The sequence below is a fragment of the Bacteroidota bacterium genome (genome assembly GCA_036522515.1).
Lineage (GTDB): Bacteria > Bacteroidota > Ignavibacteria > UBA10030 > SZUA-254 > VBOC01.
Window position 1 is genome coordinate 296,218 of the sequence record DATDFQ010000056.1, and the last position, 13,396, is coordinate 309,613.

The following is a 13,396-nucleotide window of genomic DNA, read 5'->3' on the forward strand; positions in this document are numbered from 1 at the left end:
GATGAAACGGATCGGCGTCGTTCCTCATCTCTTCGCGCAGCCGCTCTTCTACGGCCTGAAAAGACAGGAAGATCCTCCGGCGTTTGAATTGGTCGAATCCCGTCAGGCCGGGACCGCCGAGCTGGCGATCAAGCTCCGTCAGGCGCAGCTCGACGGAGCTTTCTTGTCTCCGATCGATTATGCGCGGGAGTCCTCCCGTTACAGGATCCTTCCTTCCGTCGGCGCGCGCTCCGAAGGCGAAAGTTCCGCCGTCACGCTCCTCTTCCGTGAGAATCTCCGCCGCGTGGGTTCCATCGCCGTCGACCCGAGCGCCGGCTCGGAGGTCGTTCTCGCCCATCTTATTTTCGCGGAAAAGTATGACAACGTGCCGCGCATCATCCCGACCCCGGCCTCCGGCGAGGAGGCGTTGGCGGGAGCCGATGCGGTTCTGCTTCTCGGCGATTCCGCGCTCCGGGCCGAGGGAAGAAGAAACAAGCTCGACCTGGTCGCCGAGTGGGGCGACCTGACAGGACTCCCGTACATCCATGGCTTCTGGGCCGTTCCCGCCGGGGGGTTGTCGTCCCCCGAGGCGCGAACCGTCATCGAGAGCGGGAAGAAGGGAGCGTCCAACCTGGAGGCCTTCGGGCAGGACAGCGCGTACCTCCGCCGATTCTCCTACGACCTGGACGAGGAATCCCTCGCCGCCCTGGCGGAGTTTTTCAGGATGGCATTCTACCACGGAATCCTGAAGGAAATCCCCGAATTGAACCAGTTCGACCTCGATGGCGAGCCGTCGCCCTCTCTCCGGCTCAATTAGACTCCCCCGATGCTGAATACCCTCACGATCAAGAACTACGCGTTGATCGACGATTTGAATGTCGCCTTCGAGCCCGGCCTGAACATCATCACGGGCGAGACCGGCGCGGGCAAGTCGATCGTCATCGGCGCGCTCGGGCTTGTCCTCGGTGAGCGGGGGGACGCCGATGCGGTCCGCGGAGGCGCCGAGAAGGCGATCGTGGAAGCGTCGCTCTCGGTGGGAGGGAACAAGGGCCTCAAGGAACTCCTCGAGACGCATGAGATCGAGTTCTCGGGCGAACTGCTCCTCCGGCGGGAAATTTCCGTCAGGGGTCAGTCGCGCTCTTTTATGAACGACACGCCGGCCACGACGGGGCTTCTCAAGCAGGCCGGAGACCTTCTCGTCGATCTCCACGGGCAGCACGAGCATCAATCCCTGCTTCGTGCCGGGACCCACATCGGCCTTCTGGACGACTTCGGCGGGTTGGAGGGCCTGGCGGGCGAGTTCCGGGAAGCGTACGGGCACGCGCAAGAGATCCTGAAGAATCTCCGGGATCTTCGCGCGAAAGAACTGACGCTCAAGGACCGGCGGGTTCTGTACGACTTCCAGGTGAGGGAAATCGACGCGGTGGGCCCCCGGCCCGGCGAGGAGGGGGACCTCGAATCGGAGTTGAACATTCTTGAGCACGCCGAGCGGTTGTTCAGCGCGACGGAGCGCCTCTACCAGATGATCTACGAGGGCGACAATGCCGTGCACGACCAGCTCGTGCTCGCGCGGAACGAGCTGCAGAATCTCGCCTCCATCGACAAATCCCTGGAGGAACCCGCCAACGAGGCGGCCGCCGCCGCGGCGATCGTCGATGAGCTCGCGAAATTCATCCAGCGCTATACGTCGCGGATCGAATTCAACCCCGACCGGCTCGAGGAGATCCGAAACCGGCTCGGGCAGCTTGCCCTGTTAAAAAAGAAATATGGCGGATCGCTTGAGACGATCGTCGAGCACAGGGGGACGATCGGAAGAGAGCTCGAGCTGGCCGATAATTTCGAGGCGGAAATTGCGGCGCTCCGGAAACAGCTCGACCGGCAAAAAAACGCCTGCTCGGAAATCGCGCAGCGGCTCTCCCTGAAGCGCCACGAGCTGGCGAAGAAGCTCAACCGTTCGGTCCAGGCGGCTCTTGTCGCGCTCGGAATCCCGCACGCCTCGTTCGAGACCCGGATCGTGCACAGGCCTGCGCCCCCGGGCGACGAGGCGATCGTCACGCTGGGCCGCGAGTGCTTCGACGCGACCCCGAAGGGGATCGACGAGGTCGAATTCCATGTGTCGACCAATGCCGGCGAGGAACCCAAACCTCTGGCGAAGGTGGCCTCCGGCGGCGAGATCTCGCGCATCATGTTGGCCCTCAAGATGATCCTCGCGAAATCCGACCGGCTTCCCCTCCTGGTGTTCGACGAGATCGACGTGGGAGTGAGCGGCCGCATCGCGCAGGCGGTCGGCCGGAACCTGAAGAACCTCTCCCGGTTCCATCAGGTCATCGCGATTACCCATCTTCCCCAGATCGCCGGCTTCGCGGACACGCACTATGTGGTCGAGAAGGTTGAACTCGACGGGCGGTCGTCTTCCCGGATGCGCAAGCTGGAGCTCGGGGAACGGATCAACGAAGTCGCAAAATTGCTCAGCGGGTCGGAGGTCACCCAGAGCGGCCTGGAGAGCGCGCGGGAACTGATGGGGCTCCTGCCGTGACCCTCAGGATCACGAATACGCTCACGCGCCGGAAGGAAGAGTTTACCCCGCTCGTCAAGGGTCAGGTGGGCATGTATGTCTGCGGGCCGACGGTCTACGGGCATTCCCACATCGGTCACGCCAAGAGCTATGTGTCGTTCGACGTCATCCTCCGCTACCTCCGGTTCCTCGGGTACAAGGTCCTTTATGTCCAGAACATCACCGACGTCGGGCATTTAACCGACGACGCGGACGAGGGAGAGGATAAGATCGAGCGGCGCTCGAAGATCGACCGGATCCACCCGATGCAGCTTGTCGAGACGTACACCCGCAGCTATTTCGAGGATATGGATGCCTTGAATGTGCTGCGCCCCGACATCTCTCCCCGAGCCACCGGGCATATCATCGAACAAATCGAGCTCGTCAGGGAGCTGATAGCGAAGGGTTTTGCCTACGAGGTGAACGGCTCCGTCTACTTCGACGTCTCCCGTGACAAGGAGTACGGCAAACTTTCGGGCCGAAGGCTGGATGAACTCGAATCCGGCACCCGCGTCGAGGTGAGCCCGGAAAAGCGGCACCCGAACGACTTCGCCCTCTGGAAAAACGCCGGGACGGGCCATATCATGCAGTGGCCGAGCCCCTGGGGCTCCGGTTTCCCCGGATGGCACGCCGAGTGCTCCGCGATGGCGATGAAATACCTCGGCGAAACGTTCGATATTCACGGAGGCGGGCTGGACAATCAGTTTCCCCATCATGAGTGCGAGATCGCCCAGAGCGAGTGCGCCACCGGGAAGCCGTTCGTCCGGTACTGGATTCACAACAACCTGGTGACCGTCGGCGGGCAGAAGATGGGAAAGTCGCTGGGGAACGTCATCTCCCTCAAGGACGCCTTCCGGAGGCACTCGCCGTATGTCGTCAGGTTCTTCATCCTTCAGAGTCATTACAGAAGCACTCTCGATTTTTCGGATGAAGCCCTCGACGGCGCCGCGAGGGGCCTGGAAAAACTGGTGAACACGGTGCGAAACGTCCGCGCCGAACTCGGGAAGAATGGCTCGGGCGCTTCACAAGCGTCCGCAGCCACGGAAATCGATCCCGCGGGCGTCCGGACCAGGTTTCTCGAGGCGATGGACGACGATTTCAATGCACCGCAGGCGATCGCGGTGCTCTTTGACCTGAGCCGCCAGGTGAACAACGCCCTCTCGGGCGGGACGCTCCCGGCTCAGGCGCTCGAGGCGGTCCTCCGTTTGTACGAGGAACTGGGCGGAACGATCCTGGGGATTCTCCCGGGCGACGGCACCGCGGGCTCCCAGGGCGACCGCTCTCTCGAGCCGGAGCTGATTCAAGAGATGATCGATCTCCGCAAGGAGGTGCGGGCTCAGAGGCTCTTCCCCCTGTCAGACCGGATCAGAGACGGGCTCGCGCGCCTGGGGATCGTGCTGGAAGATAAAAAAGACGGGACGGTCTGGAAGCGTACGCCCTGACTAGGGCGTGCGCCACTCGTAGACCTCGTAGCCGTCGACGACCGTGCCCGCCGGCTCGAATCCGGAACGCTCGTTGAGAGGTTCGATCGCCGGCTTCGCGACGCTGACGGTGTTCGGTTTCGCTTTCTTCTGGATGTGAGCGGCGATATCGATCACGCGGTCGCTGACTTCCTCGAGAGGGAGGGTGTCGTCAAAGTAGACGAACCCCGCGTTCACTCCGCATCTTACCCTGAAATTTCCCCGGATCGTTTTGACGTTTCTGTTAAAGGGGTCGAGTCCGTTGATGACCTCCCGGGCCGCGCGTACGGCCGCATCGACCGTCGTAAAGCAGCTCATGACGCCGTCCGGCGTCCAGGTCGCCTTCAGGCATCCGGACTGCGAGAGCTTCCCCTCTACGAACCGTTTATATTCCTTGAAATCGTGCTCAACGGACGCCCGCTCTTCCGCCATCTTGAGGCCGGTGGAATCGACGACGTCGATCGAGAGGAACGCGAGATCTTTCCCCATCTCATCGAGCCGTTTCTTCGTCTCGGCGAAATCCCTCAGGAGCTCCTCCCGTTCCTTCCGCCGGGCGGTCTTGAGCGCCTCCAGCTTCCGGTTGAGCGGCGAGAGAATGATCGCATTGTCCGAAAGATTCATTTGCGTCTTCCAGACGTCCAGGTTCGCCTTATATTTGAGGTATTCGGCCTTGTTGTGAAGCCGTTCCCCCGCGCGGCTGATGGTGCCGCTCAGGATGAACATGCCGACCATGATGATCCAGCGCGTCATATCCTTCCCCGCGATCCTGGTCGGAATCCAGTTCTTCACGGCCCCCTCGATGATCCGCTCCGCCGCAAGCGCCGAACGAATATAGGAAAACGATTGGGCGTCCTCGAGGACCGGAACCACGAATGTGAGGATCACCAGCAGAATCACGGCGATCATCATCCCGCTCAGGACCCGCGCGCCGAGGGCTGTGAGACCGAGAACAAACGGTCTCACGGATCCGCCGGTCTCACCGTTGTTGAAGGGATTCGCCATGGCAATGTATGGTACTTAACCATCGTTTGAGAGTCAAGAAAGCGTCCGGATCGGTTGCGTCTTACCTTGCCATTGTCATCCTGAGCACATTCGCTTCGCTCAGTGTAAACTCCGCAAAGGATCTCTGTCCGCTCGGAACCCAAGAAGCTAGATCCTTCGGTCGCCACGCTCCCTCAGGATGACAACTAAGTGGAAACTGCGACCTTACCCCCGATCAGACTCCGGAGGTGCGCCTCGACGCTTTCTGAAAGAGCGGTGAGATGGTACCCGCCTTCGAGGACGGAGACGATTCTTCCGTTGCAGACCTTCTCTGCCGTCTCCATCACGAGCGAGGTGAGCCGTCCGAACGAGCCGGCCGAGAGATTCATGTTGGCGAGCGGGTCGTCGCGGTGCGCGTCGAAACCCGCGGAGATGACGATCAGGTCCGGACGGTACCGCTCGATGGCCGGGAGGATCTCCCCCCGGAATGCGGCGACATACTCCTTCTCCCCCGTGCCCGCCGGCATCGGAACGTTGAGCGTGAAGCCCGAACCCTCGCCCTCCCCGCGCTCCGGGCGGCTCCCGGTGCCGGGGTAAAATGGAAATTGGTGCGTGCTGATATAAAACACCGACGGGTCTTCATAAAAGATATTCTGCGTGCCGTTGCCGTGGTGCACGTCCCAGTCGATGACCGCCACGCGTCCGGCTCCATGCTTGTTCTGCGCATAGCGTGCGCCGATCGCCGCATTATTGAAGAGGCAGAACCCCATGACCTTGTCCCGCTCCGCATGGTGCCCCGGCGGCCTGACGGCGCAGAACACGTTCCGGAGAACCCCCTGCATGACGGCATCGATCCCGGCGATGACGCCCCCCGCGGCAAGGAGCGCGACGTCACACGACTCCTTTGAGACGTGGGTATCTCCCTCGTCGAGAACGGTCAATCCCTGTGCGCAGGATTCCCGAACGTACCGGATATGATCCGGCGTGTGGACTTCAGCAACCAGCTCTTCCGGCGCCCGGTCGATCGGGAGCGGATGGAGCGACGTCCAGAGAGAACTCGTCCGGAGGTGAGCCGAAAGGGAGCGGAGGCGTTCGGCGCGCTCGGGATGGCCCGGCCCGGTATCGTGGTCGAGAAAGCGGTCGTTCAAGACCAATCCGGTGCGCGAAGACATGTCAGTCAAAGAGCCGGGCAACGAGAAAGCCGAAAATGAGCGCGTTGAGGAGGTGGCTCGTCAGGCAGAGCACGCAAGACACCCTGAGAATGGAGATGAGCGAATAGACGAGGTAAATGCCCATGACGACCGTCAGGGCGGAGAGGGCGATCAACACCTCGTGGAAGAGCGTCGAAGACCCGGACGGGGCGACCGCGAAATAGAAGACTCCCGCATAGTAACCGAGGCCGAGGAGAGAGTTCGGCACTCCCAGCAGGCGTGCCTGCCGGGTGTCCACGATTGCGGCGCATTCATTGCCGGTCATACGACAGAATTTCGGTATGTACCGCTGGTCCGGACTGACCAGCCGGTAGGTCACCAGCGTAAAGTAGAGGGAAATGAGAAAGCCCGCGCCGGAGAACAGCAGCAATCCTGCCGGGATAAGCATTGCAACAAGATACCAATTGTTCGGATGGGCTTCAAGCCCGCGACCTAAAGGTCGCGCCTACCGATCGCTCGGGCTTGGTAGGCGCAGGCTTTAGCCTGCGTTAAACGGCACGCGACCTAAAGGTTGCGCCTACCGATCGCTCACTCGTTCCCACGCTCTGCGTGGGAACGCATACCGCGGCGCTCCGCGCCGCAACCCGGCGCCGACCCGAAACCGCCTTTGTAGGGGCGAGGCATGCCTCGCCCGTCCTGAAACGGCCGGCAAACTTGCAATTGAACGCGGAGATCGGTACGTTTAACCCTGAGGTGTGCAACAGAACCCATCCTCGGTCTTTCTCTTCCGTTGTGAATCCCACGATGGTCGGAACGGGGGCACCATCCCCCCAGCGCAGCATCTCGTCAAACCATGCGGGTGATCGTCTGATTGCCGCATGAGCCTTCCGCTCGAAGAGCGCTTGCGGGAAGCATTGAGCGAGGTCATCGACGGCCGGAGCGTCAAGCGCGGAAGGCACGAACTCGTCTATGAGGGGGAAGACCTTACACCCGTTTTTGTGAGCGAGCTCGTCCGGCACGGCTACGTGCCGGCAACGGTGGAAGCGGTGAAGGTGGAGCCGGGCGAACGCGTCCCTGCATTTTTCATCGACCGCCGCGTCGCTTATTTCGGATGGGTGTTCTGGGAGCAATTCACGAGCTGGAAACTCCGGAAGCTCTGGGGCTCGGTCATCAAGAACGAACTCGGGGATTGGGAGATTCAGATTCCGGCCACGCGCAGCACCGTCATCTACTCCAACGAATCGTTAAAGCTGGAAATGGACATCGATCACCCGCCCGAATTCTGAGCCCGGCGGCAAACCTCCGTTACCAGAGCAAGCCTTTCGGGTTCGAAGCCGCAAGCATCGCGTCGACGCCTCCCCAGCGGCCGCCGCGCGCCAGGAAGACAACCAGCAGGCCGGCGAGGAGCAGACACGCCCACGGAGAACCGAAGAAATTCAGGGAGAAGAGATTCCCGGTGGCAGCGTGGAAATTCAGCACCATGAAGATCGCAATCAGTGAGGAAAGTCTCGCGAGGAGCCCGAGAATGAGCGAGACCCCCACCGCCGTTTCCCCGACGGCCATGAGTGTCGACCAGATGCGCTCATACGGCATCGCGACATGTTCGAGATAATATAACTGGGGGCCGGTGGCGCGCTGGTGATAATTATTCAGCGAGGACGTCAAAGGCTCCGGATTGTTCAGCCAACCGTCGTGGACTTTCCCGAGGCCGAGGTTGAGAAACAACCCTCCGATCGCCAGCCGGAGGATGAAAATTTGGATCGTGTGCAATTTCACAAGCAGCTCCTGATGTGGGTGTAAAATATATGAAAATTTCGGGGTATAAAGAAGCATGATTGAAAGTACGTGTAGCGGCCTTTTGGAATTGGACGGCCGCAGGGGCGGCCACCTCCGCCGTCTCTCCATCGAACTCGACAGATCTCCCGCCGATCCCTATGTCTCCCCCTCCATGATCAGTCGATTCGTCCTGAGAAGCGCCTGTTTCATTGAATGTACGACCAAGCGCGGCGACCAGGGGAAACAGGACGTGGCCGGAATCAAGTCGATCAACGGCTTGGAGCCGGAAGAATGGAAATATGTCGAGGATTTTGCCCGGCGCACTGCGGTCGACCCGAGCGAGCGAATCAGGCTTACCACCACACCGGCCGGGGTCTCCATGCGGGTTGTCGATCTCCTCTGTCCCGTCGGTAAAGGACAGCGGGCGCTCATCGTGGCGCCGCCCCGGTCGGGGAAGACCGTCCTGATGCAGCAATTTGCGGCGTCGATTTCCTCGAATCATCCGGAAATCCATCTCATGGTGCTGCTCGTCGACGAACGGCCCGAAGAAGTGACTGATATGAGCCGCACCATCAAGGGGGAAGTGTTCGCCAGCTCCAGCGACAGCGACAAGGAAAGCCATGTCCGCATCGCCCAGCTCGTCCTCGAATACGCGAAGCGCTATGTCGAGACGGGGAAGGATGTCGTGTTGCTGCTCGATTCGCTGACGAAGATGGGACGGGCGTTCAACGCCGCTCAGCGGAGCAGCGGAAGGACGATGTCGGGCGGGGTCGACATCCGGGCCCTCGAAATTCCGAAGCGCATATTCGGTTCCGCCCGCGCCCTCGAGGGGGCGGGATCGCTGACGATCGTCGCCACGGCGCTCGTCGAGACCAACTCGCGTATGGATGAGTTGATCTTCCAGGAGTTCAAGGGGACCGGCAACATGGAACTCGTTCTCGACCGGGACCTCTCCAACGAACGGATCTATCCCGCCATCAACATACCGGAATCGGGGACGCGCAGGGAAGAGCTCCTCTTCGGAAACGACACCGGAAAGCATCATGCGCTCAGGCGGGCCCTGAACAGGATGAAACCGAAGGAAGCAATGCTCACGCTGCAAAAAGCGATCCAGCAGTATCCGACAAATGAAAAACTGCTCGACTACCTTGCAAAGAGCCTTTGAAACTTTCAATACACGTCGGTCCGGATTTTAACTTCTGGACGACCGTCTGCAGCCACGGTTGGTGCACCCTTCCCCCGTTCAACGCCGATAAAGAAGCGCGCGCGCTCGAACGGCCGTTCGAACTCTCCGGCGGCCGCGTGCTCAACGTCAGAATCAGGCACGCTTCGCGACGCCTCACCCTCGATCTTCCCTCGGTGCGAAGTCTTCCCCCCGGCGCGACGCGGGAACTCCTCTCCCAGGTCAAAAGCTGTTTGCGCATCGATGAGGATTACGCCGACTTTTACAGGATCGCGACGCATCACAAGGAATACCGGTGGGTCACCCGGGCCGGCGCCGGTCGATTGCTCCGGTCCCCGACTGTCTTTGAGGATCTGGTCAAGATGATCTGCACGACGAACTGCAGCTGGGCGCTGACCGAGATCATGGTCGGCAACCTCTGCCGGAAACTCGGGACGCCGGACGGAGACGGGTGGTTCACATTTCCGCGGCCGGAGGCTCTCGCCGGCTGCACGGAGAAGTACCTGAGATCACAAATCCGCGTGGGGTATCGCGCCCCCTACCTCCTGGAGGCTGCGCGGCGCGCGGCGTCGGGGGAACTCGATCTTGAATCCTGGCGCACGCCGGGCCTTCCGGCATCCGAGCTCTACGACCGGCTCCGAACGGTCAAGGGGGTCGGGCCCTACGCCGCCGGCAATATCCTCAAACTCCTGGGACACTACGACCATCTCGGCATCGACAGCTGGTGCAGGAAGAAGTTCTTCGAGATTCATCGAAAAGGGCGGAAGACGAGCGACAGGGTCATCGAACGGCACTACGAACCGCTCGGGAAATGGAAGGGGCTCTTTTTCTGGATGGACCTTACGAAACACTGGTACGAGAAAGAATTTCCGTTCTGACCGGCAAGTGTCAGTCCTCCCGAACAACATGAGAACCTCAGATGGCGCATAAGAAGGGACCCATCAACATTTGGAGGGAAATGAAGCCCGCCTCGCTGCGCAGATTCGGTCTCGCTGCGTTTCTCCTCTTTAGCGTGCTGGGATTGCTCTCCATTCTGATGGAGTCGGAGCTGCGGCCCCACCGGTGGGTCTTCGTAGTGGTCCAGTGCGCGGCGTACGGCGGTCTCGCTGCAAGTCTCGTCCTCTCTCCCATCAGGCGCTGGTGGATCACCGTGTTTCTCCTCGCTCTCTGGTCCGCGGTCCTTGTCTTGAATTCCGGCGGGATCTCGTTCGTGTTCAACGAACAGGGCTTCCGGGTCCATCTCGGGAGTGCAATCGGAAGCTCCGACATCAAGGCGGCGGTCAAACAACCCGGGGAACCTCTCGTGTTGACCCCCGAGGAACTCAGCGCGATCTACACGCAGCGAGCCATCATCGGAACCGCGGCGATCTTCCTCCTTGTCCTCGGATATGTGACGTTTATCCGGGTTGTCCGCCTGGAGGTCAGGGAGCGCGCCCGGCTCGAGACCGAAGTCACCATCGCCCGCGATATTCAGCAGTCGCTCTTGCCCCAGGCGCCGCTGAAGACTGCATGGTGCGAGATCGCCGGTCTTACCGTCCCGATGACCGAGGTGGGAGGAGACTACTTCGACTGCGTGGAGCTGCCGGGGGAGATGATCGCAATCGCGATCGCGGATGTGACGGGTCATGGGGTCGGTGCGGGGATTCTCTCCGCGATGACCAAGAGCGCATTCCATTCGGAGCTCGAGCACGACACATCTCCCGATCTGGTCCTGCGGAACGTGAACCGGACCGTGCGCACGTTGTCGGATGAGAAGACCTTCGTGACATTCGCGTACCTCCGGTTGGAGAGGAAAAACGGGAGAGGTCTCTTATCGACAGCCGGACATCCCCCCATATTCCACCGGGATGGACGGACCGGGACGATCACGCAGCTCCGCACGGCGGCGCTCGGGCTCGGCATGCGGGACGACGCCCGTTTCAGCAACCTCGAGCTCCCCTGCGCGCCGGGTGACCGCCTGCTGCTCTACACCGACGGGGCGCTCGAACTTACCAACCGCAAGGGAGAGCAGTTCGGAAGCGACCGGCTGGCGGAAACCTTCAGGGCGCAGGACGGAGGGCCGGAGAAGATCTGCGCGGGGATTGTTTCGGAACTCCGCTCGTTCTCAGGCGATGAAGAGTTTCGCGACGATGTCACTCTGGTTTGCATCGGGCTGTCTGCCGGGATGTCTGGCGCGTAGAGTGTCTGCCGATGGCGATGAGCGAGAGCGAATACAAACGGTCTTTAAAATTTCCCCCCTCGGAGGAGATTCTCGATCTTCTCTTCTACAGGCCTGTCGCCTTTGTGGTGGTCAAGGCGGTGGCGCGATTACCGGTCACGCCCAACCAGGTTACGCTCGCTTCGCTTGCGGCCGGGCTGGCGGCCGCAGCCGAATTTGCTTCGGGATCCCGCTCCGGCCTCATCGAGGGCGCCCTCCTCTACGCTTTAGCCAACGTGCTTGATTGTGCCGACGGGCAGCTTGCCAGACTCCAGAAAAGCGGCACGCTCCTCGGAAGGGTTGTGGACGGGGCGGCCGATTATCTTTCAGGTGTCGCCATCTTCCTCGGCCTGGGCATCGGGCTCGCATCGTCGGGTGCAGCGGCCTGGTGGTTGATCGCCATTGCGGGGGTGAGCAGCGCTCTCCAGGCAATGTTCTTCGACCGCCACCAGAGCGAGTTTATTTCCTTTGCAGCCGGGGAGCCGGATTTTGCCGCCCGGGAGATCACCCGGTTTCAAACGGAGCTTCGACGCATCCGGCTCGATGGGAAAGAGTTCTTCAGGCCCGTGTTATTGCAGCTCTACATCAGATATCTGGCGGTGCAACAGCGTTTTCGCGGGAAAGAAGGGGTGCAGAGACGATCCTCCGGCGGGGAGGGCCTTAACCGGACGCTTATGATCCGCCTCTGGAGCGTTCTCGGTCCGACGACCAACCGTACGTTACTCATCGTTTGCGCTCTGGCGGGACGAATCGACATCTATCTCTGGTCGATCGCCGTCGGCGGGAATGCATGGCTGCTCGCGATCTCCGCGCTGCAGGCACTTGGAGCGTCCGCCAACCCGCCAGCATCCGCACGGGGAACCCCGTAGCCGCCATGGCCCGCCCAGGTGCGTTCACGCTCTACCGCCGGACGCTCAAATCGGATGAGTTCTACGCCGACGAGCTGATCAATATTTTTCTCCTCCGGCCCCTCGCCGCACTGGTCGTCTGGCTCGTCTATCCGCTGCGGGTGACACCGAACGATGTGACGATCGCAGCGATCGCGGTTGGGTTCGCTTCGGCGTATGACTATTGGCTCGGCACTTCGGGCGCGATTGCCCTCGCCGGAGTACTTATCGTCCTGAAGGACATCCTGGACGACGCGGACGGACAGCTCGCGCGGGCGAAAGAGCTTTATTCCCGTCGGGGGAGATTCCTCGATTCGGTGGGCGACTTTGCGGTAAACCTGGCCCTGTTTGCCGGGATTACTTCTGCGGTCCACAGGGTCCATCCGAACGGTTTGACGCTCCTCCTCGGAGCGCTTTCGCTCCTCGGGATCACGCTCCGGGTTTCCTACCATGTGTTCTACCAGGTTTCATTCCTGCACCGGGAGAACCGGTACAAGCTGAACCGGATCAGCGAGGAAATAACGGACGAGGACCGCACAGGCGACCCCGTCGCCCTCCGGTTGCAACGGGCTTTCGTCCTGATCTACGGCTGGCAGGACCGGCTGATGGCGGGGATTGACCGGTGGAGCATGGGGGAGCGGTTCGACGAGACGCACACGGACCTCTGGTACTCCGACCGGTTCGGGCTCCGTCTCTCAGGGCTGATGGGATTCGGCACCGAGTATATCCTGCTCGCGGCGTTTTCGTGGTGGAACATGCTCGACGCGTACCTCCTGTTCAACGTGTTCATCCTGAACGGAGTCTGGCTTTCGAGCGTCCTCTACCGGAGGATTGTCCTTGCGAAGAACCTGGCGCAGGAATTGTCATCCTGAGCGAAGCGAAGGATCCCGTCCCACACTGGACGAGATCCTTCGGTCGCTACGCTCCCTCAGGATGACTATGCGTTCGTCTCCCACCGTTTGAGCGTGGGAATCTTCTTCACGAAGAAGTAGCCGAGGAAACCGGGAATCCGCATTTCCTTCATCTTGCCCCTCACCCGGTCCTGCATTTGCCCGAGGGTCATTTCCGGCATGGTGAACTTGCCCCCCTGATAACAATGGCTGCAATAGGTCGAACTCTTTGCCCCATTCGCTTCCGTTCCGCCCCCCTGTTCGTCCCTGGAGAGCGGCATTCCGCAACTTTGACAATTCTTGTACCGTTCCGACATTTCGTTCTCCTCTCTATGAGT

Annotated in this window: 14 protein-coding genes; 9 read left to right on the plus strand and 5 right to left on the minus strand. The window is 61.1% G+C overall.

Translation table 11 applies throughout. The annotated features are described in order from the left end of the window. Nucleotide 1: 1 nt before the first annotated feature. The 3 genes from VI215_11840 to cysS are packed head-to-tail and all read left to right on the plus strand — an operon-like array spanning nucleotide 2 to nucleotide 3,975. A complete protein-coding gene (locus VI215_11840) occupies nucleotides 2-796 on the plus strand; it encodes an MqnA/MqnD/SBP family protein (protein HEY6193004.1) in 795 nt (264 codons plus the stop codon). A 9-nt stretch (nucleotides 797-805) separates the two neighbouring features. Next, nucleotides 806-2,515 (plus strand): DNA repair protein RecN, encoded by a 1,710-nt coding sequence (recN, locus tag VI215_11845; protein ID HEY6193005.1) that lies wholly within the window; start codon nucleotides 806-808, stop codon nucleotides 2,513-2,515. Then, nucleotides 2,512-3,975, plus strand: a complete 1,464-nt coding sequence (cysS, locus tag VI215_11850; GenBank protein HEY6193006.1) for a cysteine--tRNA ligase — start codon at nucleotides 2,512-2,514, stop codon at nucleotides 3,973-3,975. Before recN ends, cysS begins: the two co-directional genes overlap by 4 nt. Here cysS and VI215_11855 read toward each other — a convergent pair whose 3' ends face one another. The 3 genes from VI215_11855 to VI215_11865 form a co-directional block, all read right to left on the minus strand. Beyond that, nucleotides 3,976-4,956 (minus strand): guanylate cyclase, encoded by a 981-nt coding sequence (locus VI215_11855; GenBank protein HEY6193007.1) that lies wholly within the window; start codon nucleotides 4,954-4,956, stop codon nucleotides 3,976-3,978. A gap of 224 nt (nucleotides 4,957-5,180) precedes the next feature. Next, nucleotides 5,181-6,122: a histone deacetylase gene (locus VI215_11860; protein HEY6193008.1), complete on the minus strand. Its 942-nt coding sequence runs from the start codon at nucleotides 6,120-6,122 to the stop codon at nucleotides 5,181-5,183. Between the two features lie 25 nt (nucleotides 6,123-6,147). Next, nucleotides 6,148-6,573, minus strand: coding sequence for a vitamin K epoxide reductase family protein (locus VI215_11865; protein ID HEY6193009.1), 426 nt, complete (start codon nucleotides 6,571-6,573; stop codon nucleotides 6,148-6,150). A gap of 430 nt (nucleotides 6,574-7,003) precedes the next feature. On the opposite strand from VI215_11865, the gene VI215_11870 reads away from it, so the two are divergent. Beyond that, nucleotides 7,004-7,411 (plus strand): hypothetical protein, encoded by a 408-nt coding sequence (locus VI215_11870; protein ID HEY6193010.1) that lies wholly within the window; start codon nucleotides 7,004-7,006, stop codon nucleotides 7,409-7,411. Nucleotides 7,412-7,430: 19 nt separating this feature from the next. Here VI215_11870 and VI215_11875 read toward each other — a convergent pair whose 3' ends face one another. Next, complete coding sequence (locus VI215_11875) at nucleotides 7,431-7,901, minus strand: DoxX family membrane protein (GenBank protein HEY6193011.1); 471 nt, start codon at nucleotides 7,899-7,901, stop codon at nucleotides 7,431-7,433. Nucleotides 7,902-7,956: 55 nt separating this feature from the next. Between VI215_11875 and rho the strand changes: the two genes are divergently transcribed. The 5 genes from rho to VI215_11900 are packed head-to-tail and all read left to right on the plus strand — an operon-like array spanning nucleotide 7,957 to nucleotide 13,040. Further along, complete coding sequence (rho, locus tag VI215_11880; protein ID HEY6193012.1) at nucleotides 7,957-9,066, plus strand: transcription termination factor Rho; 1,110 nt, start codon at nucleotides 7,957-7,959, stop codon at nucleotides 9,064-9,066. Next, complete coding sequence (locus VI215_11885; GenBank protein HEY6193013.1) at nucleotides 9,063-9,962, plus strand: Fe-S cluster assembly protein HesB; 900 nt, start codon at nucleotides 9,063-9,065, stop codon at nucleotides 9,960-9,962. Before rho ends, VI215_11885 begins: the two co-directional genes overlap by 4 nt. A gap of 41 nt (nucleotides 9,963-10,003) precedes the next feature. Further along, complete coding sequence (locus VI215_11890; protein ID HEY6193014.1) at nucleotides 10,004-11,263, plus strand: PP2C family protein-serine/threonine phosphatase; 1,260 nt, start codon at nucleotides 10,004-10,006, stop codon at nucleotides 11,261-11,263. Between the two features lie 17 nt (nucleotides 11,264-11,280). Next, nucleotides 11,281-12,150 carry a CDP-alcohol phosphatidyltransferase family protein gene (locus tag VI215_11895; GenBank protein HEY6193015.1) on the plus strand — a complete coding sequence of 290 codons (870 nt, stop codon included), beginning with the start codon at nucleotides 11,281-11,283 and terminating at the stop codon, nucleotides 12,148-12,150. 5 nt (nucleotides 12,151-12,155) lie between these two features. After that, on the plus strand, nucleotides 12,156-13,040 hold the full coding sequence (locus VI215_11900) for a CDP-alcohol phosphatidyltransferase family protein (protein ID HEY6193016.1): 885 nt from the start codon (nucleotides 12,156-12,158) through the stop codon (nucleotides 13,038-13,040). A 65-nt stretch (nucleotides 13,041-13,105) separates the two neighbouring features. Here VI215_11900 and VI215_11905 read toward each other — a convergent pair whose 3' ends face one another. Next, nucleotides 13,106-13,375 carry a zinc ribbon domain-containing protein gene (locus VI215_11905; protein HEY6193017.1) on the minus strand — a complete coding sequence of 90 codons (270 nt, stop codon included), beginning with the start codon at nucleotides 13,373-13,375 and terminating at the stop codon, nucleotides 13,106-13,108. Nucleotides 13,376-13,396 lie beyond the last annotated feature (21 nt).

Excerpts from the sequence above, each read along its gene's own strand:
- VI215_11840 (HEY6193004.1), top strand. The coding sequence starts at position 2 with ATGAAACGGATCGGCGTCGTTCCTCATCTCTTCGCGCAGCCGCTCTTC.
- recN (HEY6193005.1), top strand. The coding sequence starts at position 806 with ATGCTGAATACCCTCACGATCAAGAACTACGCGTTGATCGACGATTTG.
- VI215_11865 (HEY6193009.1), bottom strand. The coding sequence starts at position 6,573 with ATGCTTATCCCGGCAGGATTGCTGCTGTTCTCCGGCGCGGGCTTTCTC.
- VI215_11870 (HEY6193010.1), top strand. The coding sequence starts at position 7,004 with ATGAGCCTTCCGCTCGAAGAGCGCTTGCGGGAAGCATTGAGCGAGGTC.
- rho (HEY6193012.1), top strand. The coding sequence starts at position 7,957 with ATGATTGAAAGTACGTGTAGCGGCCTTTTGGAATTGGACGGCCGCAGG.
- VI215_11890 (HEY6193014.1), top strand. The coding sequence starts at position 10,004 with ATGGCGCATAAGAAGGGACCCATCAACATTTGGAGGGAAATGAAGCCC.
- VI215_11895 (HEY6193015.1), top strand. The coding sequence starts at position 11,281 with ATGAGCGAGAGCGAATACAAACGGTCTTTAAAATTTCCCCCCTCGGAG.
- VI215_11900 (HEY6193016.1), top strand. The coding sequence starts at position 12,156 with ATGGCCCGCCCAGGTGCGTTCACGCTCTACCGCCGGACGCTCAAATCG.
- VI215_11905 (HEY6193017.1), bottom strand. The coding sequence starts at position 13,375 with ATGTCGGAACGGTACAAGAATTGTCAAAGTTGCGGAATGCCGCTCTCC.